Below are 26714 nucleotides of genomic sequence, written 5' to 3'. Positions count from 1 at the left end.
TCTTGGACGAATTTCGAATGCTCTCGACGAGCGGCATCCTTGGCTATGGCTATGCCGAGGAATCGCTGAAAATCGGCATGTCATGGCAGCCGCATGTGATCGGCTGCGATGGCGGCAGCACCGATCCCGGCCCGCATTACCTTGGATCGGGCACTTCGTTCTGCTCGCGCCTTTCGGTCAAGCGCGACCTGCGGCTGATGCTGATGGCGGCAGTGGAGGCGGGGATCCCCTGCATCATCGGCACCTCCGGCGGCGCGGGCGGCGAGCCGCATCTGCAGGACACCGCCGCGCTGGTGCGCGAGATCGCGCGCGAGGAGGGGCTGCATTTCAACATGGCGCTGATCCATTCCGAACAGCCCGCCGATGCGCTGGTGGACTGGGTGGCGCAGGGGCTGACCGCGCCCTTGGTGAAGATGCCGCCGCTGGACGAGGCGACGATCCGCCGCGCCACCCGCATCGTCGGCATGATGGGGCCGGAACCCATCGCCAAGGCGCTGGACGAAGGCGCGCAGGTGATCCTGACCGGGCGCAGCAGCGATCCCGCGCAATGGGCGGCTCCGGCGATCCGCGCGGGCATGGCTCCGGCGCCGTCGTGGTATGCAGGCAAGATGCTGGAATGCGGCGCCGAACCCAGCGTGCCGAAAGAACCGGACTGCATCTTCCTGCGGGTGCGCGACGATCACGTCATCTGCGAACCGCCGAACCCGATCCGCCGTTCCACCCCGCTGGCGGTGTCGAACTTCGCCCTGCATGAAAACGCAAGCCCCATTCACCATACCGAACCGGGGGGGCTGCTGGACACCTCCGCCTGCCGCTTCACCGCCGTCAGCGACCGCGCCGTGAAGATCGACGGCATGACATGGACCCCGGCAGAGCAGTATACCGTGAAGCTTGAGGGCGTCGAGCTTGCCGGGTACCGCGCCATCACCATCTGCGGCACGCGCGACCCGGTGCTGATCGGCCAGATCGACAGCTATCTGGACACCCACCGGGCCAAGGTGGCGGCCAAGGCGGAAAGCTTTGGCGTGCCGCCCGGCGCCTATCGCATGATCGTGCATGCCTATGGCAAGAACGGCGTCATGGGCCCGTGGGAGCCGAAGCAGGACAGCGCCGCGCATGAACTGGGCTTCGTGGTCGAGGTGGTCGCCGACACGCAGGAGATCGCGGATGCCGTGCTGGCCATGGCCCGCACCTCGCTGCTGCACGCGGATTTCCCGGGGCGGCTCTGCAAGGAGGGCAACATGGCCTTCCCGTTCAGCCCGTCTGACATCGCCATGGGGGCAATGTACCGCTTTTCGGTGTTCCACACCGTCGCGGTGCAGGATCCCTGCGCGATGTTCCCCATCGAACATGAAAAGGTCTAAGCCATGGCGCTTATCAAGAACATCGCCCAGATCTGCAAAAGCAAGAATGCCGGGCCCTTCAACGTCACGGTCGACATCCTGTTCGAGGATCACGACATGTATCGCGCCGTAAAGGCGACGGGGGTGCTGACGCCCGCGCTGTTCGCGCAGCTTTACGGCGTGGAGGAGGCGGACATCCTCTTTACTCCCTATGACCCGGCGGCGGCGTTCAAGATCACCTTCCCGCGCGCCGTTCCCGCCGGAGATATCGGCGACACCGATGTCTATGGCTGCCAGCAGCACGCGCCGGTGCTCGACATCGACATCCCGCTCTGACCGAAGCACAGGAGAGACTGCCATGGCCGATCCGCAAGCCACGCCGCAGCGCGCCCTTCGCGACGCGATGGGCAGTTTCGCCACCGGCGTGACCATCGTCACGACACGCAGTGCGGCCGGAGAGGATATCGGCCGCACCGCCAACAGCTTCAGCTCGGTCTCGCTTGATCCCCCGATGATCCTGTGGAGCCTCGCGCGCAGTTCCAGCAGCCATGCCGCCTTTGCCGAGGCGCGGCATTTTGCGGTGCATGTGCTGGCGGCGGATCAGGACGAGCTGTCCGGGCGCTTTGCCGGCAAATCCGCCGACCGCTTTGCCGGGCTCGAGACCGAGCGCGGCGCGGAGGGCATTCCGCTGCTCCGGCACTGCGCCGCACGGTTCGAATGCCGCACCGTCTATCGCTATGACGGCGGCGATCACGTGATCTTTGTCGGAGAGGTCACCGGATTTCAGCGCTCTGATGCCGCACCGCTGCTGTTCCATGGCGGCAGATACGGGCGGCTGGTGCGGCAGCGCGCGACCCCCGCCGCGCCCGAACGCCCCGAAACGCTGGGCGCGGGCAATCTGGCTTGGCTGCTGTCGCGCAGCTTTCACGAGTTGCGCGCCGCCTCTGCCGAGGCGCGGGCGAAGCTGGACCTGACCGATCCGCACTATGCGGTGCTGACACTTCTGGGGCATCGCGACGGCCTGCCGCTGGCCCATGTCCTGCCGCTGGCCTCGCAGCGCGGGGCCGAGGTGGGGCGCTGCGACTGCGCGGCGCTGGCCGAACGCGGGCTGGTCCGCATGGATCCGCAGCCGGACGCGCCCGATCCGGCGCTGCACCTGACCGAAGCGGGGCGCGATACCCTGATCCGGGTGGTGGCCGCGATCCGGGCCGCCGAGGCCGATCTGCTGGGCCGCCTCGCCGAGGAGGACGCGCGCGTCCTGCTTGACCTGCTGGGCGCGCTCGCCCGCTCGGACAGCCGGGGCTGGCCCCCTGCCCTTCCCGCGTAACATCCTCGCACAAGGAGATTTTCCATGCCCGCCGCTCCGTTCCGCTTCGCCTTCGTCAAGGCCAACTGGCATGCCAGCATCGTGGACCGCGCGCTTGACGGCTTCCACGAACGGCTCGCCCAGACCTCGCAGGAGGCCACGGTCGAGGTGTTCGATGTCCCCGGCGCTTTCGAGCTGCCGCTGCGCGCGCAGGGTCTGGCGCAGGCGGGCGGGTTCGATGCTATCGTCGCCGCTGCCCTTGTCGTGGATGGCGGCATCTACCGGCACGATTTTGTCGCCGCCGCCGTGATTTCCGGCCTGATGGAGGTGCAGCTGAAAACCGGCACGCCGGTGCTGTCGGTCTCGCTGACGCCGCATCATTTCCAGCCGACCCCGGATCACATCGGGTTTTTCGAAAACCATTTCCGGATCAAGGGGATGGAGGCGGCAGAGGCGGCGCTGTCCGTTGCCCGGGCCGCCATGCCGATCCGCGCCATGGGCCTCGTCCGCTCCTGACCCGGGCGGGGTCACCGGTCTGGCGTCACATGTCGGGCCAGACCAGCGAGCGATGCACCTGCGCCCCGGCCATGGCGCCATCGCCCACGGCCAGCGACACCGAATGCGGCAGGTGGGCCACGTCACCACAGGCGTAAATGCCGGGGATCGAGGTCTGCTTGGAGCCGTCGGTGCGCAGGATGCTGCCCATGGCGGTCTGCGTGATCTCGCAGCCGATCTGTTCCGGCAGCGGGCTTGCGGGCGATACGGTGGTGGCGACAAAAAGCCCCGCGAAGGACAGGAGGCGGCCATCGGCAAGGCGCAGGTCGGCCTCGCCCTCCACCCGCAGCACCGGCGTCTCGTCCAGCGTGACGCCCCGCTGCGACAGGGTCGCGCGCATCTCCTCGGTCAGCGGCACCGCGCCGTTGGGCACGAAGGTGACCGGGCCCCAGTCGCCCAGCAGTTCGGCCTGATGCACCGACATCGGGCTGCTGCCGAGCACACCGATGGCGCCGCCGTCGAGCTCGTAGCCGTGGCAGTAGGGGCAGTGAAACACCGACCGCCCCCAGCGATCCTCCAGTCCCTCGATCGCGGGCAGCGCGTCGCGGACCCCGGTGGCAAACAGGATCCGGCGCCCCGCGACCCGCTGCCCCTGACCCAGCACGACCTCGAAGGCATCGCGGGCGCCGTGCAGCGCCACCGCCTCGCCCTCCAGCCATGTCAGGCCGGGATAGGCCATAAGCTGCGCGCGGGCCTTGGCGACGATCTGCTCTGGCGGCACGCCATCCTGCCCCAGAAAGCCATGCGCATGGCGGGCAAAGCGGTTGCGGCGCAGGCTTGCGTCGATCACCAGCACCCGCCGCCGCGCGCGCAGCACCTGCAGCGCGGCCGCCATCCCGGCATAGCTGCCGCCGATGACGATCAGATCATGTGTCATGTGTGTGCTCCCCCTGTCGGGCGCTGCGGGCCGCATGGCGCCGGGTGAAATCTTCTGCAAGATCGGCCAGCGTGACCTCTCCCATCCGCTGCAGCAGCAGCGCCTCGGCTTCGGCGAAGGCCTGATCCAGCGCGGCATTGACCGCCTGTTCCACAAGGCATTCCGGCGCCTCGCTGCGATGGCCGAGGGCAAAGACCTCCGGCTCTTCCAGCGCGGCGTAAAGGTCGCGCAGCGTGATCGTGGCAAGGTCGCGACAGATCCGCCAGCCCCCGGCATGGCCCCGGTCAGAGCACACGATCTTGGCCCGGCGCAGGAAGCCCATGCTGCGCCGCACCACCACCGGGTTGGTCCCGAGGCAGAGCGACAGCTGGTCCGAGGTCATGGGCGCCCGGTGCTCTGCCATATGCAGCAGCGCGTGAAGGACGGAGGAAAGGCGGCTGTCTCTTTTCATGTAACTTTATATGTTACGATTCGCGGCGCGGCACAAGACCGATCTGCGGGGCGGCACACCCGGCCCGGATCGGCACCATGACTTTAGGGGGCGCGCAAGACGCGGCGGGGATCAGACCGGTTCGATGCCGCCGCTGGCAAGGCTGCGGTCCACCGCTTCGGCCAGACGGATCGCCGTCAGCGCGGAGGCGGCATCGGGATAGCGACCGGCCAGCGCCCGGGCCGAGCCCCCGTCCCGCCATGCCGCAAGCACGTCCAGAAAATGCCGGATCGCCTCGAAGACATAGCCGTCGGTGACGGGGCCGAACAGCGGATGGTCATGTTCCAGAACGCCGAAAGGGTTCCCCTCCAGCGCGCCGGGGGCATCGGCGCGGGCGGCGAAATAGCCGCGCTGCTGGCTGTCGACCTCGGCCAGCCCTTCGGACCCGACGATGCGGATGCCCTGATTGACGATGGAGGGAAAGGAGGCGGGCAGGATCCACGACAGATCGTAATGCATGGAAAAGCCGGTGTCATAGTCCACCTTGGCCTGAACGCTGTCCCAGATCCCGGGCAGGCCGCGCTGCTCCAGCACGCCTTTCTGCCCGGTGGCATAGACCCGGCGCGGCGCGAGCCCGGTCAGCCATGTGACCAGATCGTAGAAATTGACCCCCAGAAACCACGACGGAGAGCTGTGCCCGACCCAGTCGCGCAGCCAGATCTCGGGCACCTCGATCCGGTCTTCCATATGCACGCTGCCGTAAAGCGGGCGCCCGAACGCCCCCGCCGCCAGATCCTGCCGCAGGCGGATATGGCCGGGATCGAACCGCTTGTGCTGATCCACATAAAGGATGCGGTCGGCGCGGGCGAAGCTGTCGGAGAGCCTTGTGGCGCGGGCCAGATTCACGTCCAGCGGTTTTTCAACCATGACATGCAGGCCATGATGCGCCGCCGTCTCGATCACCCCGGCATGCAGATGGTCGGGTGTGGCCACCGCCACCGCATCCAGCGCGCAGTTCTGCATCATCTGCCCGGCCTCTGCAAAGCCGGGCAGAGCAAATTCCGCTTCCGCGCGGGCGCGGCGGTCGGCGTGAGGATCGCAGAGCGCCACCAGCGTGACCCGCCCGCGCCGGGCCTCGGCGGCAAAGCAGCGCAGGATCTGCTGGCCATAGGTGCCGCAGCCCACCACGCCCAAACGGGGCGCCGCGCCGCTCATCGCCGCAGCACCGCAGGCCTGCGGCTGATGCGTGGGCGCAGCGCGTCGGACCATGTCACCTCGCCGGGATCAAGCGTGATGCCGTGCCGGTCGAGCGTGCGGCGCAGTGCTGCGCGCGGCGCGGATCCTGCCATGGCCGCCGCCAATTCGGGCGGGGCGATGGACCAGTCCACCAGATTGCGCACCGCCTGATCCAGCCGCAGCGCCGACCCCGCCAGCCCCGTGCCCGAAGGCTGCACCACGCGGCCTTCGGGGGTCAGCCGCACGCCCATGCCCGCAAAGCTGTAATCTCCCGGCGGCATCCCGGCGGCCACCACCGCATCGCTGACAAGGATGCAGTGCTCCGGCCCTTTGAGTGCCACCAGCGCGCGCAGCGCCTCGGGCGGGATGTGGTGGCCATCGGCGATCAGGCAGGCGGCAAGCCGGGGTTCGGCCAGCTGCGCCAGCAGCGTGTTGTCGAGCTTGGGCAGCATCTGCGGCAGGCCATTGCCCAGATGGGTCGACAGGCTCAGCCCGGCATCGGCGGCGGCGCGCACGCAGGCAAAATCCGCCGCAGAATGGGCCACGGCAAGCGTCTTGCCCTCCGCCGCCCAGTGCCGGATCGCGTCCAGCGCGCCCGGACGTTCCGGCGCCAGCGTCAGCAGCAGGATGGGCCGGGACAGCCCCGCCTCCAGATCCGCCACCAGCGCGCGGTCGGGATCGGACATCGCGGCGGCGGGGTGGCAGCCGTGATAGCCCTCTCCCGCGTTCAGGAACGGCCCTTCAAGGTGATAGCCGGGCACCATGAGCGGCCCCAGACGGCTGCCCTGCACGGCGGCATCCAGCGCCGCGATGCGGTCGCGCAGCTGCTCCGGCGTGGCGGTGATGAGCGTGGGCAGACAGCCGGTCACGCCATCGTCCAGCATCGCCGCCAGCGCGTGATCCAGACGGTCGGCGGTCAGCGCGGCGTCGTTGAAATCGACGCCGCCATAGCCGTTCACCTGCAGGTCAAAAAGCCCCTCGGTCCGCACCGCCCCGCCTCAGCCCTTGGCGTCCAGCAGGGACGCGGCGGGCGGGTCCATGTGGACGCTGACATCGCCATGGGTCTGCAGGATCGAGGCGGGCGCGGTATTGGTCACCGGCCCTTCCAGCGCGGCCTTTGCGGCCTTGGCCTTGCGCGCGTCGGGCACGGTCAGGATGATCTTGCGCGCCTTCAGGATCTGGCGGATCGACATGGAAATCGCCTGCGCCGGCACATCCTCCAGCGTCGGGAACCAGCCTTCGCCATATTGCTGCTGGCGGCAGGCCGCATCCAGATCCACCACCAGATAGGGGGCGTCGGTGTCGAAATCGGCGGGCGGATCGTTGAAGGCCAGATGGCAGTTCTCGCCCACCCCCGCGAAGCAGACGGCAATGTCCTCGGCGGCGATGCGGGCATTCAGCCGCGCGATCTCGGCCTGCAGGTCGGGCGCGTCGCCATCCACGGCAACAAATTCGCCAAGCGCGCCCACCTTCTCGACAAAGCGCGTCTGCAGATAGCCGCGGAAGCTGGCAGGGTGGTCGCGCGAAAGCCCGACATATTCATCAAGGTGATAGGCGGTGATCCGGCTCCAGTCCAGATCGGCCTGCACCAGCTCCTCCAGCATCTCGAACTGGCTCATCCCGGTGGCGACGATGATCGCCGCGCGCCCGTCCCGCGCCAGAGCCTCGCGGATGGCAGCAATGCTCTCTGCCGCCGCCGCGCGGCCCATCGCCGCCTTGTCGTCATGCACAACAATCTTCATCGGCTCACCTTTTTGAACGTCTGCGTTGCGATATAAAAATCAACAATGATTTCCCCTGTCAACTGATCCATGGGCTTGCGGCACTTTTTTAGAACCAAGATGTTCAAATATATTGACGGAAGGCAGATCGCGCGCTTTGCTGGGCCAAAGACAAGAATCCAATAGGGAGATTTCCAATGAACATGCGTCACGCCCTGCTCGGCCTGCTGGCCAGCGCCGCCATCGTGCCGGGGGCTGCCTCGGCCCAGACGGTCCTGCGACTGGCCGAAAACCAGCCGGACACCAACCCGGTCACCGTCGCCATGTATCACTTCGCCGATCTGGTGAAGGAGTATTCCGGAGGCGAGGTCGAGGTGCAGGTCTTTTCCGGCGCCCAGCTGGGTCAGGAGCCCGAGACGATCGAACAGGCGCAGGCCGGGATCGTCGACTTCACCCGCGTCAATTCGGTGGGGCTTGCCAATGTCAGCCCGTCCATGGGCGCCTTCACCCTGCCTTACGTGTTCGCGGACTGGGATCACAAATACAAGGTGCTGGACGGCGACATCGGCGCCGAAGTGCTGGCCGATCTCGAAGAGGTCGGGCTGAAGGGCTTTGCCTATATGGATGCCGGGTCGCGGTCCTTCTACACGGTCGAGGGCAAGACGATTGCCAGCATCGACGACATGCAGGGGCTCAAGATCCGGGTGCAGCCCGCGCCCATCTCCATCCGCATGATGGAACTGCTGGGGGCGGTGCCGACGCCCATGAACTATGGCGAGGTCTATTCCGCGCTGCAGACCGGGGTGATCGACGGGGCGGAAAACGACTTCGTCTCCTACCACACCTCCGCCCATTACGAGGTGGCGCCGAATTACGTGGAGGACGCGCATCTCAGCCCGCCCGCGCTGCTGCTGATGAACAAGATGCGCTTTGACAGCCTGCCGCCCGAACAGCAGGAGGCGATCACCCGCGCCGCCGTCGATGCCGCCATGTATGAACGCGACCTGATGCGCGAGGCCAACGAGCAGGCCCGCCAGACCGTGACCGAAGGCGGCGCCACGGTGACAGAGATCGACAACGCGCCGTTTCAGGAAGCGGTGCAGCCGATCTACGAGGAATTTCCCGATCTGATGCCGCTGCTCGAGCGCATCCGGGCCGCAAAGTAACCGGCGGTCTGGCATGACAACAGCATGGCGCGGCCAGCTGGCCTTCGCACTCGACGGGCTCAACCGGCTGGCCGCCCTGATCTGCCACCTGCTTCTGGTGGCGATCACGGCTGTCACCGTGGCGCAGGTGTTCCTGCGCTTCGCCCTGAACAGCCCGACCAGCTGGTCAGAGGAAATCGCCCTGCTGTTCCTGATCTGGTTCGGGCTCTTGGCGGTGGCGGTGGGGATCAGGCGGCATGAACATGTCGCCATCACCTTCCTGCGCGACCTGCTGCCCCTGCCGCTGGCGCTGGCGCTTGACTATCTCGCGCAGCTGGCCATGGCCGGGTTCATGTTCAGCGTGATGTATTACGGGCAGGATCTGATCGCGCTGACCGGGGTGCAGGTGCTGCCTGCCTCGGGCTGGCCGAAGGCGCTGCTGTATTATTCCGCCACGGTGGGCGGGGGTCTTGGCATCCTGAACGCGCTTGGCAACATCCTGCTGCGCGACGTGTCGATGCCGGACGCGGATGTTTCGGACCATCCGGAGGCGCATCATGTCGGTTGACTGGATCGGGATCACGCTGCTTCTGGGCGGCTTTCTGGGGCTGATGCTGCTGCGGGTGCCGATCGCCTTCGCGCTTGGCCTCGCCTCGCTCGCCACGGCGCTGCATCTTGGCCTGCCGCTGCTCCTGGTCGCGCAGCGCATGATCAACGGGCTGAATTCCTTTACCTTCCTCGCGGTGCCCTTCTTCATCCTCGTCGGCAACATCATGACCGAGGGCGGGATTTCCGACAAGCTGGTCAAGCTTGCCGATGTGCTGGTGGGGCGCCTGCGCGGCGGGCTTGCCCATGGCAATGTGGTGGCCAGCACCATGTTCGGGGGCATTTCCGGATCCTCCGTGGCCGATGTCGCCTCCATCGGGTCGTTCCTGATCCCGGCCATGACCAAGGCAGGCTATCCGCAGGGCTATTCGGTGTCGGTCACCATCACCTCCTCGGTACAGGGGGTGCTGATCCCGCCGAGCCAGAACATGATCTTCTACGCGCTTGCCGCCGGGGGGCTGCCGATCTCCACCCTGTTTCTTGCGGGCTATGTGCCGGGTTTCCTGCTGGGGGCCTCGCTGATGGTGATCTGCGCGATCATGGCCAAGCGGCACCGCCACCCGATGGGCCAGCGCTATGACCTGCGCAGCGGCATGAAGGCGCTGGCCGATGCCGCCATCGGGCTTTTCACCATCGTCATCATCATCGGCGGCATCCTGTCCGGCATCTTCACCGCTACGGAATCCGCCGCCATCGCCGTGGTCTATGCGCTGCTGGTCACGCTGTTCTGGTATCGCAGCCTCGACCGGGTGGCGGTGTCGCGCATCTTCACCACCACGCTGACCACGCTGGCCATGGTTACGGCGATCATCATGACCTCCTCGGTCTTCGGCTTCCTGCTGTCCTATCTGCGCATCCCGGCCCTGCTGGCGGAGGGGATCTTCTTCATCTCCGAAAACAAGATCTTCGTGCTGCTGGCCATCAACCTGCTGCTGCTGGTGCTGGGGATGCTGATGGACATGGGCGTGCTGATCCTGCTGCTGACGCCGATCCTGCTGCCCATCGTCACCAAGGTCGGGGTCGATCCCATCCATTTCGGAGTGATGATGATCCTCAACCTTGGCATCGGGCTCTGCACCCCGCCGGTCGGCACCTCGCTGATCGTCGGCTGCGGCATCGCGCGGATCCGCATGGGGGCGGCGGTGCGGCAGATGTGGCCCTTCTACGCGGCCATGATTGTGGTCCTGCTGCTGGTGACATATGTGCCGGCGCTGACGATGACCCTGCCTGCCCTGATGCGATGACGCCTGCCATGGACACTGCCCGCACCGATGACTTGATCGCCGTCGCCTCCTTGGTGCGCAGCGGCCACGCGACCAACCGGGGCGAGATCTCGCGCCAGCTGGGCCTGCGCTCCACCTCGGTGTCGGATCTGGTGGGCCAGCTCATCGCGCAGGAGGTGCTGCACGAAAACAGCGCGCGCGGACGGGGCAAGGGCCGCCCCGCCGCCGTGCTGTCCTTCAACCAGCAGCGGCTGGGGGCGGTGTTCGTCACCGTGATGGACCAGACGCTGGTGGCAAGCGCGGTGGATCTGGATCTGCGGGTGCTGGGCCAGATCACCGCCGCCCCGCCGATGGACAGCGACAGCGCCAGCATCGCCGCCACGCTGCGCCAGCTTGTGACCGAAACCGCCGCGCTGTTTGCCCCGCAGGTGGAGCTTGCGGCCATCGTCTGCGCCATGTCCGGCCTGCTGGATGTGGGGCGCAAGATCTGGTGCGTCTCGGCACGCTGGCCGCAGCTGCGCAATCTGGACCTTGGCGCAGCGCTGGACGGGTTCGGCTGCCCGGTCTGGCTGATCCGCAACCTTGACGCGGAAATGGCGGGGCTGCGCGTGCAGGAAAACCACGGCCCCGAAGAGACCGCGCTGCTGCTGCACTGGGGCCACGGCATCGGCGCCGCCTATGCCGCCGGAAACGAGGTGGTGAACCGCAGCCGCGGCCGGTTCTGCGAGATCGGCCACTGGGGCCTTGGCAACGGGCGCGGCCTGCGCTGCAACTGCGGCAACAGCGACTGTCTGGAAACCGTCGCGGGACTCTGGGCGATCCGGTCGGATCTGGCCGCCGAATTTCCCGGCCTGCCCGCCAGCGAACATGCCATCGCCGCCCATCTGGCGCGCATGGATCTGCGCGACTCGCGCGTGGTGCAGGCGGCCCTGTCGGAAATGCTGCGGGTGACCGCCAATCTCTGCCGCCTGCTGTTCCCGGACCGGGTGATCCTGACCGGGCCTTTCGTGCAGAACCCCGAAGTGTTCAGCCGCTTCGTCCAGACGCTGGAGGTGGCGCCGATGCTGCGCTCTCTCGACAAGGTGCGGGTGTCGGTCAGCGATGGCAGCGCCCAGTCCGAACTGCTGGGCGCGCTGCGCGAGCCGCTGGACACCGCCCTGCGCGCGCTGGTCGCAAGCGCCCCGGCCCCCGCCGCCCGTCCGCTGCGCAGCGCCCGGGCCCAAGTCGCGCGCTGAGGGCAGACGGCGCGGCCCCTGTCAGCCGCCCTGCACTGCCGAGGAGTCGCGGATGACCAGCGACGGGCTCGGGCCCTTGGTGCAATGCGCGATCTCGCGCCCGGCAATCAGATCCATCAGCACGCGCGTGGCCATGGCCGCGACCTGATCCAGATGCAGGTTCGCGGCGGTCAGCGCCGGGCGTTCCTCCCGCGCGCGGAGGCCGTCGTAACGGGTCACCACGCGCACCTCGCCCGGCACCGCCCGCCCTTCCTCGCGCAGCGCCCGCATCACGCCGGAGGCGAAGGCATCCACCGGGGCAAAGATGCCGTCGAGCCCGGGATCCTGCTGCAGAAGCGCGCGGGTGACGCGATAGGCGCCCTCTTCCCCCTCCGCCTCGGGAACACGGATCACGCGCGGCGCGATGCCGAACCGCTGCATCTGCGCGTGATAGACCTGTTCGGTGATGCCCTGCGACACCCGCTGCGAGGCGCCGATGATCAGCGCGATGCGCCGCGAGCCCTGCTGCAGCAGATGGGACAGCAGCATCTCTGCCGTTTCCGAATAATGCATGTCGATCCATGGCAGATCGTCCTGTGCAGGCTGGCCGATCACCACGGTGGGCAGGCCGCGCTGCCGGAGCAGCGACAGGAAGGCGTCGTCGCGCTGCGGCTCGATGATGATCGCGCCGTCCATGGCCACGTTGCGCAGCGCGGTCGCGGGATCGGCGACCGGCGGCACCAGCACCAGCGCCGAATTATGCTCCAGCGCGTGAATCGCCGCAGAGGCGGCGATTTCCATCAGGAACCCCAGCCGCGAACTGCCCGCCGACACCGCCGCCGGCATCGAGGTCATCACCGCGATGGCATGGGTCATGCCGGTGCGCATGCGCCGGGCCGCAAGGTTGGGCACATAACCAAGCTGCGCCACGGCCTGATCGATGCGCTGCCGCGTCACCGGATCGACCCCGCGCATCCCCGACAGCGCGTTCGACACCGTGCCCTGCGACACCCCGGCAAGCTTCGCCACATCCTTGACGGTCGGTCGCCGCCCCGCTGGTCTGTCCATATCCTGCCTTGCCATTCATCATTCTGCCCGTTTTATCAGCGGGCGCTTCTTTAAGGCCAGCCTCGACCTTTAAAACGTTTTACTCAAGGCGGAATCGTCCGTAACGCTTGGTTAAATCGTTTTAAGAGGCCCAGATGACCGCTGTTGATCAAACCACGCTCCGCCGTCGCAGGACCGGACTCACCGCCATCGACCGGGACCGCACCGCAGGCGGCTACACGCTGTTTGCGCCCCAGACCGGCGAAGGCCGGGTCGATCTGGTGGATGTCGAGGGAAATTCCGCGCATCGCTGGCAGATGCCGGTGCGCCCGGGCCGCGATGCGGTGATCCTGCCCAATGGCAACATTGGCTACAATGGCAGCCACGCCACTTCGGCGGCGCTCTATCCGGCATGGGATCTGTGGCATGGCGGCGATTTCTACGAAGCGACCCCCGAGGGCGACATCGTCTGGCGGCACGAGGACATCTATCACCACCATGACGCGCACTGGCTGCCCAACGGCAACCTGCTTTACACCGTTGCGGCGCCGCTGCCCGCCGACAAGGCCGCCCGCGTCACCGGGGGCGATCCGCGCAAGGACGGGGCGGATGGCATCATCCAGTCCGACATCCTGCGCGAGGTGAACCGCGCGGGCGAGGTGGTGTGGGAATGGCGGATCTGGGATCACCTCGATCCCGCGGATTTTCCCGTCCATGCCAATTTCGACCGCCGCCACTGGCCGATGGTCAACGGCGTGTCGGTGACCAGCGACGGGCTGATGCTGCTGAGCCTGCGCACCACCTCCGGCGTGGTGGCGGTGAACCGCGAGACGGGCGCGGTGGTCTGGCATGTCGGCCCCGAGGTCGTGGCGCAGCAGCACACGCCGGTGGAAACCGAAGGCGGCAACATCCTTGTCTTCGACAATGGCAACCTGCGCACCGGATCCACCTCGCCGTTTTCCCGGGCGCTGGAATTCGACCGCTCGGGCCGGGTCGTGTGGTCCTATGCCGATCCGCTGCCGATGGCGTTTTTCTCGCCCTATATGGGCGGCTGCCAGCGGCTGTGGAACGGCAATACCTTCATCTGCGAAAGCGCCTTTGGCCGCCTGTTCGAGGTCACGCCAGAGGGCGCGGTGGTCTGGGAATATGTCATCCCGGACTTCGCGGCCTATCCCGAACCGCTGGCCCAGTTCATCACCGGCGAGCATAACAGCTGCTTCCGCGCGCATCGTTACCCGGCTTCGGCGCTGCCATGGCTGAAGGAGCGCGCGCATGGCTGATCCTGCTTCCCCGCGGCGGGTCCGGCCGCTGCTGGCCATGGGGCTGGCAGGGGCCACCGGCCTTGGCCGACCGCTGCTGTCTTTCGGCTTCATCCTGATGCTGTGGTTTTTTGTCACCGCCGCCGGGCTGGTGCCGGAACAGATCTTCCCCTCGCCGCTGTCGGTCTGGCAGGCCGGGGTCGAGATGGCGGAGAACGGCACGCTTGCCACCGATCTTGCCGTGTCGATGCGGCGGGCGGCCACCGGCTTTGCCATCGGGTCGGTGCTGGGGGTCACGCTGGGCCTGCTGACGGGACGGGTGGCGCTGGTCCGCGCGCTGCTCAACCCCTTTCTGACACTGCTGCGCCCGATCCCGGCCATCGCTCTGGTGCCCGTGGCGATCGTCTGGTTCGGCATCGGCGAGGGGTCGAAATATTTCGTCGTCTCCTACACCGTGTTCCTCACCGTCTGGTTCAACACGCATCACGGCATGGAATACATCCCCGAGATCTATCTGCGCGCCTCGCGCTCTCTGGGGGCGTCGCGGCAGCGGGAATTCCTGACCGTGGTGATCCCTGCCGCCGCCCCGCATATCGTGGCGGGGCTGAGGCTGGGCGTGGCGCTGGCGTTCCTGAGCCTTGTGGCGGCGGAACTGTCGGGCGCGTCCTCGGGGCTGGGATACCGGCTGCAGGAAGCACGGCAGTATATCCGCACCGACCGCATGTTCGCGCTGCTGATCCTTCTGGGCGCGCTCGGGGCCTGCGTCGATCTGCTGGTCCGATGGGCGGGCCGCAAACTTGTCCACTGGCAGCAGGGGTGATGGCGATGTCAGGTCATGTCCGCGTCGATCAGGTATCGATCACCTTCAAGGGCAAGGAGGGGCCGGTCACGGCGCTGGCCCCCACCACGCTGCATCTGGCGCCCGGCAGCTTCACCGCGCTGATCGGCCCGTCCGGCTGCGGCAAGTCCACGCTGATGAACGCCATCGCGGGCTTCGTCACCCCCGCCAGCGGCGCCATCACGCTGGACGGCACCGGCATTTCCGGCCCCCGGCCCGATGTCGGGGTGATCTTCCAGCAATACGCGCTGTTTCCGTGGTTCACGGCGCTTGGCAACGTCAAGTTCGCGCTGAAACGTCTGGGCCTGCCCAAGGCAGAGCTGCAGGACCGGGCCATGGCCGCGCTGGAGGAGGTCAATCTGGCGGATCACGCGCGCAAGTTCCCGCAGGAGCTGTCCGGCGGAATGAAGCAGCGCGTGGCCATCGCCCGCACCTTCGCCTCCGGCCCCAAGGTGCTGCTGATGGACGAACCCTTCGGCGCGCTGGATGCCCAGACCCGGATCGTGATGCACCGCCTGCTGATCGACATCTGGCAGAAGCACCGCGCCACCGTGCTGTTCGTCACCCATGACGTTGACGAGGCGCTGCTGCTCGCCGACCGCGTCTGCGTGATGAGTCAGGCCCCGGGCCGGATCCTGCGCGACTATCCGCTGGATCTGCCCCGCCCCCGGTCGCTGCGCGCGCAGGCCGAGGTGCTGCTGCCGATCCGCGAAGAGATCATCGAGCTTCTTCACCCCACTTCCCCCCACTCCCGCGCATGAGGACTGTCATGAAACACGCCATCTTTGCCCTGTCGCTGATCCCCGCCGCCGCCGCTGCGGATCCCATCACCTTTGCCTGGACCCCGAACCCGCAGACGCCGCAGGTCGATGTCGCCCTGGCCGACGGCTATTTCGAGGAGGCGGGGCTGGAGGTCGCGCTGGTCAATTTCGCCTCCGGGCGCGAGGCGTTCGAGGCGCTGCTCGGCGGGCAGGTCGACATCGCCTTCATGGCGGAATTTCCCGCAGCGACCGGCGCGCTGACCGGGCAGGATTTTGCCATCGTGGCCGATCTGACCCGCTACACCGGCAGCCGGATCATCGGCAACAGCGACCAGTCGCCGCTCGACAGCCTCTCCGATTTGGACGGCAAGCGCATCGGCACCACGCTTGGCACCAATGTGGATTACTTCCTGTCCACGGCACTGACCGAGGCGGGGGTTTCGGCAGAGGTCATCAATGCCGCGCCCGGCGATCTGGTCCCGGCGCTGGTGCGCGGCGATGTCGACGCCATCGTGCCCTTCCCGACCTTCTATCAGGGCGCCAAGGACGCGCTTGGCGCGCGGTATCTGGAACTGCGGCCCGGCAGCTACGAGCCGCATTACATTCTGGCCGCAAGCCCCGACATGCTGGCGCGCGATGCCGATCTGACCGCCTTTCTGGGCGCGCTGGTCCGGGCTGATGCCGATGTCGCCGCCGATCCCGCCATGGCGGCGGACAGGGTTTCGGCCTCGCTCAGCGGCAACGTGTCGGTGGAGACGCTGCAGGGCATGTGGGCCGATATGGAATTCGGCACCGTGCTGGCCCCCGATCTGCCGGAACTGCTGGCGAGCGAGGCCGCGTGGATCGTCGGTCAGGGCGTGATCCGCGCCGAAGTGCCGACCACCGCCGACATCGCCGCGATCCTCGCCCCCGGCCCGCTTGCCGCCGCCGCCCCCGAGGTGGTGACGCTGGACTAAGCGCCGCAGCCCCGGTCCGGCTGGCCCGTGCGGTCAGCCGTGCCGGTCCGGCGGTTCGGCAAGCACATGCGCCAGAACCTGCCACGCGCGCTCCGGCATCTGGCTTACATTGAACCGCATGAAGCCCGCCGCCGTCTGCGCCGGGCTGAAGATGTTGCCGGGCGCCAGCACCACAGTCTCGCGCAGCGCCGCCCGCGACAGATCGGCGGCGTCCCGGCCTTCGGGCAGGTGGCACCACAGATAGAAGCCGCCGCGCGGCATCAGCCATGGCGTGATGCCCAGATCGGCCAGCCGCGCGGCAGCCTCCTTTCGCGCGCGGGACAGCCGCCGCCGGACCCCCTCCACATGTTTGCGATAGCTGCCATCGCTCAGCGCCGCGGCCACGATCTCGGCGGCGATGGGGCTTGGTCCGCCAAAATTGGTGGCCACCTGCAGATCGGTCAGCGCGGCGATCAGGTCGGGCGGGCCCGCGACATAGCCGCAGCGGGCGGCAGCCGACAGCGTCTTGGAAAAGCTGCCGATGCGGATGACCCGCTCCAGCCCGTCCAGCACGGCAAGGCGTGGCGACGGCTCGGGCTCCAGCGCGGCAAAGGTCTCGTCCTCGATCACGGTCAGGTCATGCGCCCCCGCCAGCACCAGCAGCCGATGCGCGGTCTGCGCCGTGAGCGTGCCGCCGGTGGGATTGTGCAGCGCGGAGTTGGTGATGTAGAGCCGGGGCCGATGCTCGGCCAGCGCCGCCGCGAACAGGTCCAGATCCGGCCCCGAGGCCGTGAACGGCACAGAGACGATCCGCACCTTGTGCACCCGCAGCAGCGCCTGAAAGTTGAAATAGCAGGGGTCATCCACCAGCACCGTGTCGCCGGGGCGCAGCAGATAGCGGCAGACAAGGTCGATGGACTGCGACCCGGAGGGCGTCAGCAGAAGCGCGTCAGGGCCGATCTCCAGCCCTTCCTCGGCGCAGTGGCGGGCAAGGATGCGGCGCAGCCGGGGCGGGCCAAGGCTGCTGCCATATTCGGCCAGCAGCGCGTCGGGGGCACGGGCAAGCTGGCGCAGCGCGCGCCGCAGCGCGGTCTGCGGCATCCAGTCCGGGGGCAGCCAGCCGCATCCGGGTTTCAGCACCTCGGCCCCGGCATCCAGCGACTGTCGCGAGACCCAGAACGGATCCACCGCACGGTCGCGCTGCGGCCCCGGCGCCCGCAGATCCAGCGAGGGCGCCACCCCCACCACATAAAAGCCCGACCCCGGGCGGGACCGGATCACCCCCTCGGCGGCCAGCCGGTCATAGGCTTCGACCACCGTCGAGGGCGACACTCCCATCACCCCCGCGAACCGGCGGATCGAGGGCAGACGCTCTCCGGGGGCAAGGGCGCGTGTCGCCAGCCTGCGGCGGATCGCCTCCATCACCTCTGCCGTGCGCGATCCCTGTGCCATGGGGCCAAGTGTATCCTTCATCCGATCCATACAGTTTGGCGCAATTGTATGGGTCTGTCCCTGTCCCCGCCAGCGGCAAATCCCTATCCGGGAAGGAACCACAAGGAGCAGGTGATGACGCAGACAGGCGCGGGCTGGGGCAGCGGGATGCTCGGGGTGATCATATTCAGCGGCTCGCTTCCGGCGACGCGGGTCGCGGTCGGGGGATTCAGCCCGCTGTTCCTGACCTCCGCCCGCGCGGTGATCGCCGCCCTGCTGGGGGCTGCGCTTCTGCTGCTGCTGCGGCAGGCATGGCCGCAGCGGCGCGACCTTGTCCCGCTTGCCCTTACCGCGGCGGGGGTGGTCGTGGGCTTTCCGCTGCTGACGGCGCTGGCGCTGCGCCACATCACCTCGGCGCAGTCCATCGTCTTTATCGGGTTGCTGCCGCTGGCCACAGCCCTTTTCGGCGTGCTGCGCGGCAGGGAGCGGCCCCGCCCCGTCTTCTGGCTGTTCTCCTGCGCCGGAAGCCTTGCCGTGGCGCTGTTTGCCGGACGGCAGGGGGATGGCGGCACGCTGACCGGCACCCTGCTGATGCTGGGCGCCATCCTGATCTGCGGTCTGGGCTATGCCGAAGGCGCCACCCTGTCCCGCCGCCTGGGAGGCTGGCAGGTGATCTCCTGGGCGCTGGTGCTGGCGCTGCCGGGCATGGCTGCGGTGATGCTGGCCAGCTGGCCCGCAGGATTTTCAGAGGTCAGCCTGCCGGAATGGCTGGGGCTTGGCTATGTGTCTGTCTTCAGCATGCTGGTGGGATTTGTGTTCTGGTATCGCGGTCTCGCGCTTGGCGGGATCGCGGGCGTGGGCCAGCTGCAGCTGCTGCAGCCCTTCTTCGGTCTGGCGCTGGCGGGCCTGCTTCTGGGCGAGCCGGTGGCAGGGTCGATGATCGTGGTCACGGCCCTTGTCGGTCTTTGTGTGGCGGGGGCCAAGCGCTTCGCCTGACCGCCGCAAAGGCCGCGCGCGGTCAGCCCAGTTCCGGCCCCTCGCTGAGGATGGCCAGCACCCGCGCGTCGGGGGGCAGGTCGAGCCCCGCCAGCAGCGCCGCGACCCCGGCCCCACCCGAGGCGGTCGTGGCAAGGCCGTGCCGGGCCAGCAAGTCGACGCCGCGCTGCGCCTCCTCCTCCGAAATGGTGGCGATTGCGTCGGCATCGCGCGCCAGCCCGTTGAGCGCGATCAGCGACGGCGTCTTGCAGTCGAGCCGCCCCATGATCGAAACCGGGCCCTGCGTGTCCACCACCCGGCCCACGCGCAGGCTGTCGCGCAGCGCCGGGGCCGCCTCGGGTTCCACCACCACGATCTGCGGCGCCTGCCCCCAGACATGCCGCGCATGGGCGGCCACGGCGGCGGCGAGCCCGCCCACCCCGGCCTGCAGCAGGATATGGGTCGGCGGCCCGTCGATCTGCGCGGCAGCCTCGGCGGCCAGCTGCAGATAGCCTTCCATCACGCGCAGGGGCAGCTCGGTATATCCCGGCCATGAACTGTCCGACAGCAGCGTCCAGCCCTGCACCTCCGCCGCGCGGGCGGCTTCCCGCATGCTGTCCTCATACGTGGCGCCAGAGCGGACCACCTCGGCCCCCTTGTCCTGCAGCCGGGTGGCAAAGGCGTCCGGCACGGTCTCGGCCAGATGGATCACCGCGCGCGCGCCAAAAAGCCGGGCACCCGCCGCCACGGACAGGCCATGATTGCCCGCGCTGGCGGTGACATAGACCCGCCCCCGCAGCGCATGGCGCAGATCCTCTGCTCCGGTCGCTGCCGCCTCGCGCGCGATGGCATGGGCGGCGCCAAGCGCCTTGAAGCTGCCCAGCCCCATGCGCGTGCGCTCGTCCTTCAGCCACAGCGCCGCGATCCCAAGCTCTGCCGCCAGATCCGGCGCGGGGCGCAGGGGGGTCGCCGCATGGGCCGGACAGCGCTGCAGCAGGGCCGCCACGTCGCCCGCCTCTGCCAGCGGCAGCAGCCCTGCCCCGTCAATCCCGCCGCCGCGCCACGGATTCCGGAAGATATGCACCATGAGTAGCTCCTTTCGCTGTTCCAGAGCCTAGCGCAGACGCGGCTACCGGTTCCGGAAATCTGCGCCGCAGTCGGGCCGGTTTCCGGACCCGCAGGCGCGAAAGGCGCGGTTTTCCAGACCGGGCGGCAGTTCCTGCTTCGCTTTGGTCCGATTCTGCGCGATCCCTGCCGCATGGACAGATTTGATGCCCTCCTCCTCGAAGCGTTGCAGCGGAATGCCCGCGCCACCGCCGAAGCCCTCTCAGAACAGGTGGCACTGTCGCCCGATGCCTGCCGCAAACGGCTGGCGCGGCTGCGTGCCAGCGGCATCATCGAGGCCGAGATCGCCGTGCTGGACCCTGCGCGGGTCGGGCGCGGGCTGATCCTGATCGTCGAGGTGACGCTGCAGAACGAACGCAAAGCGGATCTGGACCGGTTCAAGACCGCGATGCAGGCGGCGCCCGAAGTGATGCAGTGCTACTATGTCACCGGAAACGCGGATTTTATCCTGATCCTCTCCGCCCGCGACATGGCCGATTACGACGCCTTCACCCGCCGTCATTTCTTTGCCGAAGACAACATCCTGCGCTTTCGCACCAGCGCCGTCATGGACCGGGTCAAGACCGGGTTTTCCCTGCCGCTCGACAGCGCTTGAGCCCTCAGACCGCCGTCTCCTCCTCGGACCAGCCAAGCGCCCGCGACAGCCGTTGCGCGGCGGAGGTGGCGATGCGGATGATGTGCTCCAGCTCCGACTCGCGGATGCGGAAGGCCGGGGCCACCACATGGATCGTCGCCACCACGGAATTGTCGAGCGCAAAGACCGGGGCCGCGCAGGACACCTGATGGTCGCTGACCTCGCCCCGGCTGACGCAATAGCCCTGCCTGCGGATTTTTATCAGCTCTTCCAGAATGACGGCGCGGGATTTGGGCGTATGCGCGGTCAGCGCTGGCGGCTTCAGCGGCACGCAGCGGTCGATGAACTCCTGCGGCTGGAAGGCCAGCAGGCATTTCGGAGATCCGGCATAAAGCGGCCTGCGGCGCCCCACATTCGCATGCACCCGCAGATCGCGCGACGGCTCCGCCTTGGCGATGCAGAGCGCATCAAGCCCGTCGACGATGCGCAGCTGCACCGTCTCGTTCACCCGCTGGCAAAGTTCCTCGAGGATCGGGGTGGCAAGACGAATCACATCGGTCTGGGTGCTGGCCGTGATGCCAAGCACCAGCATGGCCTCTCCCAGCCCATAGGTGCTTTCACTGGTCCGTTTGATGATCTTGCGCTGTTCCATTGTGTGTAACAGACGGAAGGCACGGGACTTGGTCACCCCGGTTTTTTTCGCCAGTTCCGTTACGCCAATGTTCGGCTTGCGCGCAACGGCCATCAGCAGGTCAATCGCTTTATCTACTGATTCTACTATATAATCCTGCATCTCACCTCGCCTGAAAATTGCTTTCTACCAGTGAACTTATGCGTTTCATTTAACGAAACAAGCGGAAAATAAAATTGACACATAGGCCTCACGTTTCGTTTTGTCGGGGCATCGGCGATGGCCACATCCCGATCAAAACGCCCAGCCGAAGGCGGGCAGACATCCAGCAAGGGAACCTGACATTGATGCATTCCATGACCCGGCGCCGCTTCCATGGCTCCGTCCTCGCCCTGGTCGCCGCCACTGCCAGCCCGGCTTTTGCTCAAGAGGCGCATCTGTCCATCGGCATGGCCGCCCCGATCACCTCGCTTGATCCGCACGAGGATTCGAATTCGCCGAACAACGCCGCCAGCCGCCACATCTGGGACAGCCTGATCAACCGGGGCGGCTCCGCCGAGAACAAGCCGCAGCTGGCCTCCGAATGGGAGATCGTCGATGACACGCACTGGCGCTTCAAGCTGCGCGAGGGCGTGACCTTTCATGACGGCTCGGCCTTTGACGCCGAGGACGTGATCGCCTCGCTGATCCGCGCTCGCGACAAGGAAAGCCAGGCCTTCGCCGCCTATACCCGCAACATCGCCGAAGTCACCGCCGAGGATCCGCATACGGTCGTGGTGGAAACCACGGCGCCCGATCCGATGATCCTCAACTCGCTGAGCCGGATCCGCATCATCAGCTCCGACTATGCCGAGGCCGGTGTCGCCGAGTTCGAAAACGGCCCCGCCGCCGTGGGCACCGGCCCGTTCAAGCTGGTCTCCTACACCCCCGGCGACCGCATCGAGCTGGAGCGCAACGACGATTATTTCGACGGCCCCTCGGAATGGAGCAAGGTCACGCTGCGGCTTGTGCCCGATGACGGTGGCCGCCTTGCCTCGCTGCTCGCGGGCGATCTGGACCTGATCGAGAACCTGCCCGCCGAGGGGGTCGCCCGGGTCGAGTCCGGCGACGGGCTCGAGGTGATCCGCGGCCAGTCGACCCGGCTGGTCTATCTGGGCATGGACGTGTCGCGCGACGTGTCGCCCTTCGTCACCGCCAAGGATGGCACGCCGCTGGACAGCAACCCGTTCAAGGATGCACGGGTCCGCAAGGCGCTGCTGATGGCGATGAACCGCGAGGCCATCGTGGACCGCGTGATGCAGAAGAACGGCACCGTGGCGCATCAATATGTGGCCGAAGGCTTCTTTGGCCATTCCGACGAGGTCGAGAACGTCGCCTATGATCCCGAAGGCGCCAAGGCGCTGCTGGCCGAGGCGGGGTATCCCGACGGCTTCGGGCTGACCATCCACGGCCCTTCCGGGCGTTATGTGAATGACAGCGAGGTGCTGCAGGCCGCAGGCCAGATGCTGAGCCGCATCGGCATCGACACCAAGGTCGAAGTGATGCCGTGGTCGGTCTATTCCAACAATTATTCGGACGGAGAATATTCGCTGTTCCTCGGTTCCTGGGGCGTGAACACCGGCGAGGTGTCGAACCCGGCGCTGGCGGTGGTCGCGGGCCGCGATGCCGACAAGGGCACGGGCCGCTACAACGGCGGCGGCATCAACGTGACCGAGATCAACGACCTTCTGGAACAGGCGACCTCGACGCTTGACGAGGCGGACCGCGAACCGCTGCTGCAGCAGGTCTCTGCACTGACCTTCAACGACACGTGGCTGCTGCCCATGCATTACGAAAACGTGGTTCTGGGCGCCAAGAGCAGCATCGAGTTCACCCCGCGCAGCGACAAGTACACGCTCGCCTACGAGGTGCACGGCAGCGTCGAATAACTCCCCGACTGCGGGGGGCGGCAGGTGCTGCCCCCCGCCTTTTGCCGCGCCCTCCCCCGCGGCACGGACGACCCTTCCCCCACAGGAGATCCCATGCAGGAGCTTGCACCGGGCGGCGCCACAGAGCGCGCCCGCGCGATTTACGACTATGGCGACACGGCGATCTTCGCCTCCAGCGCCGATCCGCGGTTTCACATGCTGCTTTACGTCCCCCCCGCCGCCGCAGAGGGGCGCAAGGTCGACCTGCTGGTCGCGGTGCACGGAACCGGGCGCACCTCGGCGCTGGAATTCCGCGACGGCTTTGCCGAATTCGGGCTCTACAACGACTGCGCCATTCTCTGCCCGATCTTTCCGGTGAACGTGCGCGGCGACGGCGCACGCTCGGGCTACAAATACATACGCGAGGGCGACATCCGCTACGACGAGGTGGTGCTGGCCATGGTGGCCGAGATGGCCGAAAAATACGGTCAGGACTGGTCGCAATTCGCCATGTTCGGCTATTCCGGCGGCGGGCATTTCACCCATCGCTTCGCCATCCTGCACCCGGAAAAGCTGTGGGCCGCCTGCATCGGCGCGCCGGGATCGGTGACGCTGCTTGATCCGGACCGCGACTGGTGGGTGGGCATTCGGGATCTGGCCGAAAAGTTCGGTCGCCCCTTCGATGCCGCAGCGCTGGCAAAGGTGCCGGTGCAGATGGTCGTGGGCGGGCTCGACCTCGAGACATGGGAGATCACCCACAAGCCCGGCGCCGCCTATTACATGGAGGGCGCCAATGACGCGGGCGCGACCCGGCCGGAACGGCTGCGCAGCCTGCAGAAATCCTTCGAGGCGGCGGGCGTCCGCGTCACCTTCGACGAGGTGCCCGGCGTGTCCCATGACCGGCTCAAATGCCTTGGGCCCGTCAAGGCCTTCCTGACCTGCACGCTGAAGGAGATGCGCGCATGATCCGCAACGCCACCATCGTGGCGCCGCAGCCCGAAGCCGTCGAGGCCGGGGCCGAGGTGCTGGAGCGCGGCGGCAATGCCGTCGACGCGGCGCTGGCCTGCGCCTTCGTGCAGGGGGTGGTCGATCCGCAGATGTCGGGCATCGGCGGCTTCGGCTCGATGCAGGTCTATATGCCAAGCCGCGGCCTGCACGAGATCCTCGAATTCTACGCGCTGGCGCCCGCCGCCGCGACCCCGGACATGTGGCTCGACAAGCTCAAGGGCCAGAGCCGCGACGGGTTCGGCTTCATCCTCGAAAACAACATCTCCGAAATCGGCTATCTCGCCTGCTGCACCCCCGGCTCGCTCAAGGGGTACGAGACGGCGCTGCGCGAGTATGGCAGCTGGGACTGGGCCGACCTGATCGCGCCCGCCATCCGCTATGCCGAGGACGGCTTCAAGATCCGCCCGCACATGCACTGGTACTGGACCAAGGACCAGACCGCCGACGGGCAGGCCAACACCATGGACAAGCTGCGGTTTTCCGAAACCGGAAGGCGCGTCTATTTCCATCCCGACGGGCAGCTGCGCAATGTCGGAGAGATCCTGCGCAACCCCGATCTTGGCCGCACGCTGCGCCGCGTCGCCGAAAGCGGCGGCTCTGACATCTTCTATCACGGCGAGATCGCCGAGCAGATCGCCGCGGATTTTGCCGCCAAGGGCGGGCTGATCGGTCTGGAGGATCTGGCGCACTATGCCGTGACCAAGGCCGAACCGCTCTGGGGCAGCTATCGCGGGCACCGCATCGCCTCCAGCCCGCCGCCGGGATCGGGCCTGCCGATGATCGAACTGCTGCACATCCTCGAGAATTTCGACCTTGGCGCGATGCGTCACGGGTCCAGCGACTATGTGCGCACGCTGTTCGAGGCGATGAAATACATGACCATCGACAAGGACGCCCATATGGGCGATCCGGCCTATGTCGACGTGCCCGTGGAGGCGCTGCTGTCCAAGAGCCATGCTGCGGATCTTGCCGCGCGCATCCGCAGCGGCGACCGGGCCAATGTCGAACGGCTGGACCTGTCGCAGCGCGACACCACCCATATCTCCGTGGTGGACAAGCAGGGCAATGCCGTGGCCCTGACCCATTCGCTGGGCTCGCCGTCGGGGGCGATCACCGACGGGCTCGGCTTCATGTATAACGGGCTCATGGGCCGGTTCGACCCGCGCCCGGGCAAGGCCGCGTCCATCGCGCCGCGCAAGCGCCGCGCCAGTTCGGCGGCCCCCACCATCGTCTTTGACGGCGACGCCCCCGCCATCGTCATCGGGGCGCCGGGGGGCAGCTATATCGCGCCCACCGTGGCGCAGGGCATCATCAACATGCTCGATTTCGGCATGGGCATCCACGAGGCGGTGGCAGCACCGCGGCTGGTGGGGGTGTCCAACAGCATCGACATCTGCAACCGCATCCGCCGGTCCGTCGCCGATGACCTGCGCGCGCAGGGCTACGAGGTGGTCCGCTCGCCGCAGACCTATGCCTTCGCCGCCCTGCACGGTATCCGGATCAAGGACGGGGTCTCCTCGGGCGCGGCGGATCCGCAGCGTGACGGCATGGCGATCAGCGTCGACTGAACCCGGAGGAGCAAGCCCATGATCACCACCCTCATACGCCGCGCGATTCAGGCGGGGTTCGTCATCTTCGCGATGACGCTGATCGTCTTTCTTGGCGTCAACGTGATCGGCAACCCGGTCGACATCCTCATCAATCCCGACCTCAATCAGGCCGAACGGCTGCGCGTGATGCAGAATCTCGGGCTCGACCAGCCGCTCTGGCGCCAGTATCTGAGCTTTCTGCACGGGCTGACGCAGGGCAATTTCGGCGACAGCTTCGTCTACAGCAAGCCCGCGCTGGACGTGATCGTGGAACGCCTGCCCGCGACGCTGGAACTGGCGCTCTGCGCCATGCTGATCGCGCTGGTGGTGGGCCTGCCGCTGGGGCTTTACGCCGGGCTTTATCCGGAGCGGCTGTCGTCGCGGCTGATCATGACCGGCTCCATCCTCGGGTTTTCGCTGCCGACCTTCTGGGTGGGGCTGATGTTCATCCTGCTCTTTGCGGTGCAACTGGGCTGGCTGCCCTCCAACGGGCGGGGCGAGACGGCGGAGTTTCTGGGCGCGCGCTGGTCCTTTCTCACCAGCGACGGGCTGGCGCATCTGTTCCTGCCCGCGCTCAACCTCGCCCTGTTCAAGACCTCGCTCATCCTGCGGCTGACCCGTGCGGGCGTGCAGGAGGTGGTGATGCAGGATTTCGTCAAGTTCGCCCGCGCCAAGGGCCTGCGCGAGAACCGCATCGTGCTGGTCCACATCCTCAAGAACCTGATGATCCCGGTGGTCACCATCATCGGGCTGGAATTCGGCTCGCTCATCGCCTTTTCCGTGGTGACCGAAAGCATCTTCGGCTGGCCCGGGATGGGCAAGCTCATCATCGACAGCATCAACCTGCTGGATCGGCCCGTCATCGTGGCCTACCTGATGATGATGGTCGTGCTGTTCGTGTCGCTGAATTTCATCATCGACATCTGCTATACGCTGCTGGACCCGCGTGTCCGGCTCGACGGCAAGGGATAATCCGCC

27 protein-coding genes are annotated in these 26714 nt (G+C 67.3%); 18 read left to right on the top strand and 9 right to left on the bottom strand.

From position 1 onward, the window contains the following. Window positions 1-2 precede the first annotated feature (2 nt). From BLR51_RS05725 to BLR51_RS05710, 4 genes are read left to right on the top strand one after another with little or no spacing between them, the layout of a single operon-like run. Window positions 3-1364: an acyclic terpene utilization AtuA family protein gene (locus tag BLR51_RS05725; RefSeq protein ID WP_207543565.1), complete on the top strand. Its 1362-nt coding sequence runs from the start codon at window positions 3-5 to the stop codon at window positions 1362-1364. A gap of 3 nt (window positions 1365-1367) precedes the next feature. Beyond that, complete coding sequence (locus tag BLR51_RS05720) at window positions 1368-1679, top strand: DUF4387 domain-containing protein (protein WP_089844870.1); 312 nt, start codon at window positions 1368-1370, stop codon at window positions 1677-1679. A 22-nt stretch (window positions 1680-1701) separates the two neighbouring features. Continuing rightward, a complete protein-coding gene (locus BLR51_RS05715) occupies window positions 1702-2670 on the top strand; it encodes a flavin reductase (RefSeq protein WP_165616743.1) in 969 nt (322 codons plus the stop codon). A gap of 24 nt (window positions 2671-2694) precedes the next feature. Then, window positions 2695-3165 (top strand): 6,7-dimethyl-8-ribityllumazine synthase, encoded by a 471-nt coding sequence (locus tag BLR51_RS05710; protein ID WP_089844866.1) that lies wholly within the window; start codon window positions 2695-2697, stop codon window positions 3163-3165. A gap of 25 nt (window positions 3166-3190) precedes the next feature. Here BLR51_RS05710 and BLR51_RS05705 read toward each other — a convergent pair whose 3' ends face one another. The 5 genes from BLR51_RS05705 to BLR51_RS05685 all read right to left on the bottom strand — a co-directional run bounded on the left by BLR51_RS05705 (window position 3191) and on the right by BLR51_RS05685 (window position 7489). Beyond that, complete coding sequence (locus BLR51_RS05705) at window positions 3191-4081, bottom strand: NAD(P)/FAD-dependent oxidoreductase (RefSeq protein ID WP_089844864.1); 891 nt, start codon at window positions 4079-4081, stop codon at window positions 3191-3193. Beyond that, window positions 4071-4532: an Rrf2 family transcriptional regulator gene (locus BLR51_RS05700; protein WP_089844862.1), complete on the bottom strand. Its 462-nt coding sequence runs from the start codon at window positions 4530-4532 to the stop codon at window positions 4071-4073. The genes BLR51_RS05705 and BLR51_RS05700 overlap by 11 nt, the downstream gene beginning before the upstream one ends. A gap of 111 nt (window positions 4533-4643) precedes the next feature. Further along, on the bottom strand, window positions 4644-5780 hold the full coding sequence (locus BLR51_RS05695) for a Gfo/Idh/MocA family protein (protein ID WP_207543564.1): 1137 nt from the start codon (window positions 5778-5780) through the stop codon (window positions 4644-4646). Beyond that, window positions 5723-6736, bottom strand: coding sequence for an N-acetylglucosamine-6-phosphate deacetylase (locus BLR51_RS05690; protein ID WP_089844858.1), 1014 nt, complete (start codon window positions 6734-6736; stop codon window positions 5723-5725). The genes BLR51_RS05695 and BLR51_RS05690 overlap by 58 nt, the downstream gene beginning before the upstream one ends. A gap of 9 nt (window positions 6737-6745) precedes the next feature. Then, window positions 6746-7489: a 6-phosphogluconolactonase gene (locus BLR51_RS05685; RefSeq protein WP_089844855.1), complete on the bottom strand. Its 744-nt coding sequence runs from the start codon at window positions 7487-7489 to the stop codon at window positions 6746-6748. A gap of 176 nt (window positions 7490-7665) precedes the next feature. On the opposite strand from BLR51_RS05685, the gene BLR51_RS05680 reads away from it, so the two are divergent. The 4 genes from BLR51_RS05680 to BLR51_RS05665 are packed head-to-tail and all read left to right on the top strand — an operon-like array spanning window position 7666 to window position 11677. After that, entirely contained in the window at window positions 7666-8634 is a 969-nt protein-coding gene (locus BLR51_RS05680; RefSeq protein ID WP_207543563.1) for a TRAP transporter substrate-binding protein, read from the top strand. A gap of 13 nt (window positions 8635-8647) precedes the next feature. Continuing rightward, complete coding sequence (locus tag BLR51_RS05675) at window positions 8648-9181, top strand: TRAP transporter small permease (RefSeq protein WP_089844853.1); 534 nt, start codon at window positions 8648-8650, stop codon at window positions 9179-9181. Next, window positions 9171-10463: a TRAP transporter large permease gene (locus BLR51_RS05670; RefSeq protein ID WP_207543562.1), complete on the top strand. Its 1293-nt coding sequence runs from the start codon at window positions 9171-9173 to the stop codon at window positions 10461-10463. The genes BLR51_RS05675 and BLR51_RS05670 overlap by 11 nt, the downstream gene beginning before the upstream one ends. An 8-nt stretch (window positions 10464-10471) precedes the next feature. Next, window positions 10472-11677, top strand: a complete 1206-nt coding sequence (locus BLR51_RS05665) for an ROK family protein (protein ID WP_165616742.1) — start codon at window positions 10472-10474, stop codon at window positions 11675-11677. A 21-nt stretch (window positions 11678-11698) separates the two neighbouring features. On the opposite strand, the gene BLR51_RS05660 is transcribed toward BLR51_RS05665, so the two are convergent. After that, on the bottom strand, window positions 11699-12739 hold the full coding sequence (locus tag BLR51_RS05660) for a substrate-binding domain-containing protein (RefSeq protein ID WP_242656649.1): 1041 nt from the start codon (window positions 12737-12739) through the stop codon (window positions 11699-11701). A 119-nt stretch (window positions 12740-12858) separates the two neighbouring features. Between BLR51_RS05660 and BLR51_RS05655 the strand changes: the two genes are divergently transcribed. From BLR51_RS05655 to BLR51_RS05640, 4 genes are read left to right on the top strand one after another with little or no spacing between them, the layout of a single operon-like run. Then, on the top strand, window positions 12859-13983 hold the full coding sequence (locus BLR51_RS05655; RefSeq protein WP_089844848.1) for an aryl-sulfate sulfotransferase: 1125 nt from the start codon (window positions 12859-12861) through the stop codon (window positions 13981-13983). Next, window positions 13976-14782, top strand: coding sequence for an ABC transporter permease (locus tag BLR51_RS05650; protein WP_089844847.1), 807 nt, complete (start codon window positions 13976-13978; stop codon window positions 14780-14782). The genes BLR51_RS05655 and BLR51_RS05650 overlap by 8 nt, the downstream gene beginning before the upstream one ends. Then, on the top strand, window positions 14782-15561 hold the full coding sequence (locus BLR51_RS05645) for an ABC transporter ATP-binding protein (RefSeq protein WP_207543561.1): 780 nt from the start codon (window positions 14782-14784) through the stop codon (window positions 15559-15561). The genes BLR51_RS05650 and BLR51_RS05645 overlap by 1 nt, the downstream gene beginning before the upstream one ends. A gap of 8 nt (window positions 15562-15569) precedes the next feature. Beyond that, window positions 15570-16517 carry an ABC transporter substrate-binding protein gene (locus BLR51_RS05640; RefSeq protein WP_242656648.1) on the top strand — a complete coding sequence of 316 codons (948 nt, stop codon included), beginning with the start codon at window positions 15570-15572 and terminating at the stop codon, window positions 16515-16517. 33 nt (window positions 16518-16550) lie between these two features. Here the strand turns inward: BLR51_RS05640 and BLR51_RS05635 are convergent, their stop codons facing one another. After that, a complete protein-coding gene (locus BLR51_RS05635) occupies window positions 16551-17948 on the bottom strand; it encodes an aminotransferase-like domain-containing protein (protein ID WP_207543560.1) in 1398 nt (465 codons plus the stop codon). Between the two features lie 114 nt (window positions 17949-18062). On the opposite strand from BLR51_RS05635, the gene BLR51_RS05630 reads away from it, so the two are divergent. Beyond that, complete coding sequence (locus tag BLR51_RS05630; protein ID WP_089844843.1) at window positions 18063-18923, top strand: DMT family transporter; 861 nt, start codon at window positions 18063-18065, stop codon at window positions 18921-18923. A gap of 22 nt (window positions 18924-18945) precedes the next feature. On the opposite strand, the gene BLR51_RS05625 is transcribed toward BLR51_RS05630, so the two are convergent. Then, entirely contained in the window at window positions 18946-19989 is a 1044-nt protein-coding gene (locus BLR51_RS05625) for a pyridoxal-phosphate dependent enzyme (protein ID WP_089844841.1), read from the bottom strand. A gap of 171 nt (window positions 19990-20160) precedes the next feature. On the opposite strand from BLR51_RS05625, the gene BLR51_RS05620 reads away from it, so the two are divergent. Further along, complete coding sequence (locus BLR51_RS05620; RefSeq protein ID WP_089844839.1) at window positions 20161-20622, top strand: Lrp/AsnC family transcriptional regulator; 462 nt, start codon at window positions 20161-20163, stop codon at window positions 20620-20622. A 4-nt stretch (window positions 20623-20626) separates the two neighbouring features. Here the strand turns inward: BLR51_RS05620 and BLR51_RS05615 are convergent, their stop codons facing one another. After that, entirely contained in the window at window positions 20627-21394 is a 768-nt protein-coding gene (locus BLR51_RS05615) for an IclR family transcriptional regulator (RefSeq protein ID WP_089844837.1), read from the bottom strand. Window positions 21395-21588: 194 nt separating this feature from the next. Here BLR51_RS05615 and BLR51_RS05610 point away from each other — a divergent pair, with 194 nt between their 5' ends. From BLR51_RS05610 to BLR51_RS05595, 4 genes are all read left to right on the top strand, one after another. After that, the gene (locus BLR51_RS05610) at window positions 21589-23160 is read left to right on the top strand and encodes an ABC transporter substrate-binding protein (protein WP_089845173.1); all 1572 of its coding nucleotides are present in this window, start codon (window positions 21589-21591) and stop codon (window positions 23158-23160) included. Between the two features lie 93 nt (window positions 23161-23253). Further along, window positions 23254-24105, top strand: a complete 852-nt coding sequence (locus tag BLR51_RS05605; RefSeq protein WP_089844835.1) for an alpha/beta hydrolase family protein — start codon at window positions 23254-23256, stop codon at window positions 24103-24105. Further along, window positions 24102-25715 (top strand): gamma-glutamyltransferase, encoded by a 1614-nt coding sequence (gene ggt, locus BLR51_RS05600; RefSeq protein WP_207543558.1) that lies wholly within the window; start codon window positions 24102-24104, stop codon window positions 25713-25715. The genes BLR51_RS05605 and ggt overlap by 4 nt, the downstream gene beginning before the upstream one ends. Before the next feature lie 18 nt (window positions 25716-25733). Further along, a complete protein-coding gene (locus tag BLR51_RS05595) occupies window positions 25734-26708 on the top strand; it encodes an ABC transporter permease (RefSeq protein WP_089844833.1) in 975 nt (324 codons plus the stop codon). The last annotated feature ends 6 nt before the right edge of the window (window positions 26709-26714 follow it).

The sequence above is a fragment of the Salipiger marinus genome (assembly GCF_900100085.1).
In the GTDB taxonomy this organism is placed as follows: Bacteria; Pseudomonadota; Alphaproteobacteria; order Rhodobacterales; family Rhodobacteraceae; genus Salipiger; species Salipiger marinus.
Note: the sequence above shows the minus strand (reverse complement) of the source record. Positions and strands in the feature narration are given on the sequence as shown.

Excerpts from the sequence above, each read along its gene's own strand:
- BLR51_RS05605 (WP_089844835.1), top strand. The coding sequence starts at position 23,254 with ATGCAGGAGCTTGCACCGGGCGGCGCCACAGAGCGCGCCCGCGCGATT.
- BLR51_RS05700 (WP_089844862.1), bottom strand. The coding sequence starts at position 4,532 with ATGAAAAGAGACAGCCGCCTTTCCTCCGTCCTTCACGCGCTGCTGCAT.
- BLR51_RS05685 (WP_089844855.1), bottom strand. The coding sequence starts at position 7,489 with ATGAAGATTGTTGTGCATGACGACAAGGCGGCGATGGGCCGCGCGGCG.
- BLR51_RS05720 (WP_089844870.1), top strand. The coding sequence starts at position 1,368 with ATGGCGCTTATCAAGAACATCGCCCAGATCTGCAAAAGCAAGAATGCC.
- BLR51_RS05625 (WP_089844841.1), bottom strand. The coding sequence starts at position 19,989 with ATGGTGCATATCTTCCGGAATCCGTGGCGCGGCGGCGGGATTGACGGG.
- BLR51_RS05660 (WP_242656649.1), bottom strand. The coding sequence starts at position 12,739 with ATGGCAAGGCAGGATATGGACAGACCAGCGGGGCGGCGACCGACCGTC.
- BLR51_RS05640 (WP_242656648.1), top strand. The coding sequence starts at position 15,570 with ATGAAACACGCCATCTTTGCCCTGTCGCTGATCCCCGCCGCCGCCGCT.
- BLR51_RS05715 (WP_165616743.1), top strand. The coding sequence starts at position 1,702 with ATGGCCGATCCGCAAGCCACGCCGCAGCGCGCCCTTCGCGACGCGATG.
- BLR51_RS05635 (WP_207543560.1), bottom strand. The coding sequence starts at position 17,948 with ATGGCACAGGGATCGCGCACGGCAGAGGTGATGGAGGCGATCCGCCGC.
- BLR51_RS05710 (WP_089844866.1), top strand. The coding sequence starts at position 2,695 with ATGCCCGCCGCTCCGTTCCGCTTCGCCTTCGTCAAGGCCAACTGGCAT.
- BLR51_RS05680 (WP_207543563.1), top strand. The coding sequence starts at position 7,666 with ATGAACATGCGTCACGCCCTGCTCGGCCTGCTGGCCAGCGCCGCCATC.
- BLR51_RS05665 (WP_165616742.1), top strand. The coding sequence starts at position 10,472 with ATGGACACTGCCCGCACCGATGACTTGATCGCCGTCGCCTCCTTGGTG.
- BLR51_RS05620 (WP_089844839.1), top strand. The coding sequence starts at position 20,161 with ATGGACAGATTTGATGCCCTCCTCCTCGAAGCGTTGCAGCGGAATGCC.
- BLR51_RS05615 (WP_089844837.1), bottom strand. The coding sequence starts at position 21,394 with ATGCAGGATTATATAGTAGAATCAGTAGATAAAGCGATTGACCTGCTG.
- BLR51_RS05650 (WP_089844847.1), top strand. The coding sequence starts at position 13,976 with ATGGCTGATCCTGCTTCCCCGCGGCGGGTCCGGCCGCTGCTGGCCATG.
- BLR51_RS05645 (WP_207543561.1), top strand. The coding sequence starts at position 14,782 with ATGGCGATGTCAGGTCATGTCCGCGTCGATCAGGTATCGATCACCTTC.
- BLR51_RS05655 (WP_089844848.1), top strand. The coding sequence starts at position 12,859 with ATGACCGCTGTTGATCAAACCACGCTCCGCCGTCGCAGGACCGGACTC.
- ggt (WP_207543558.1), top strand. The coding sequence starts at position 24,102 with ATGATCCGCAACGCCACCATCGTGGCGCCGCAGCCCGAAGCCGTCGAG.
- BLR51_RS05610 (WP_089845173.1), top strand. The coding sequence starts at position 21,589 with ATGACCCGGCGCCGCTTCCATGGCTCCGTCCTCGCCCTGGTCGCCGCC.
- BLR51_RS05595 (WP_089844833.1), top strand. The coding sequence starts at position 25,734 with ATGATCACCACCCTCATACGCCGCGCGATTCAGGCGGGGTTCGTCATC.
- BLR51_RS05695 (WP_207543564.1), bottom strand. The coding sequence starts at position 5,780 with ATGGTCCGACGCGCTGCGCCCACGCATCAGCCGCAGGCCTGCGGTGCT.
- BLR51_RS05675 (WP_089844853.1), top strand. The coding sequence starts at position 8,648 with ATGACAACAGCATGGCGCGGCCAGCTGGCCTTCGCACTCGACGGGCTC.
- BLR51_RS05630 (WP_089844843.1), top strand. The coding sequence starts at position 18,063 with ATGACGCAGACAGGCGCGGGCTGGGGCAGCGGGATGCTCGGGGTGATC.
- BLR51_RS05670 (WP_207543562.1), top strand. The coding sequence starts at position 9,171 with ATGTCGGTTGACTGGATCGGGATCACGCTGCTTCTGGGCGGCTTTCTG.
- BLR51_RS05705 (WP_089844864.1), bottom strand. The coding sequence starts at position 4,081 with ATGACACATGATCTGATCGTCATCGGCGGCAGCTATGCCGGGATGGCG.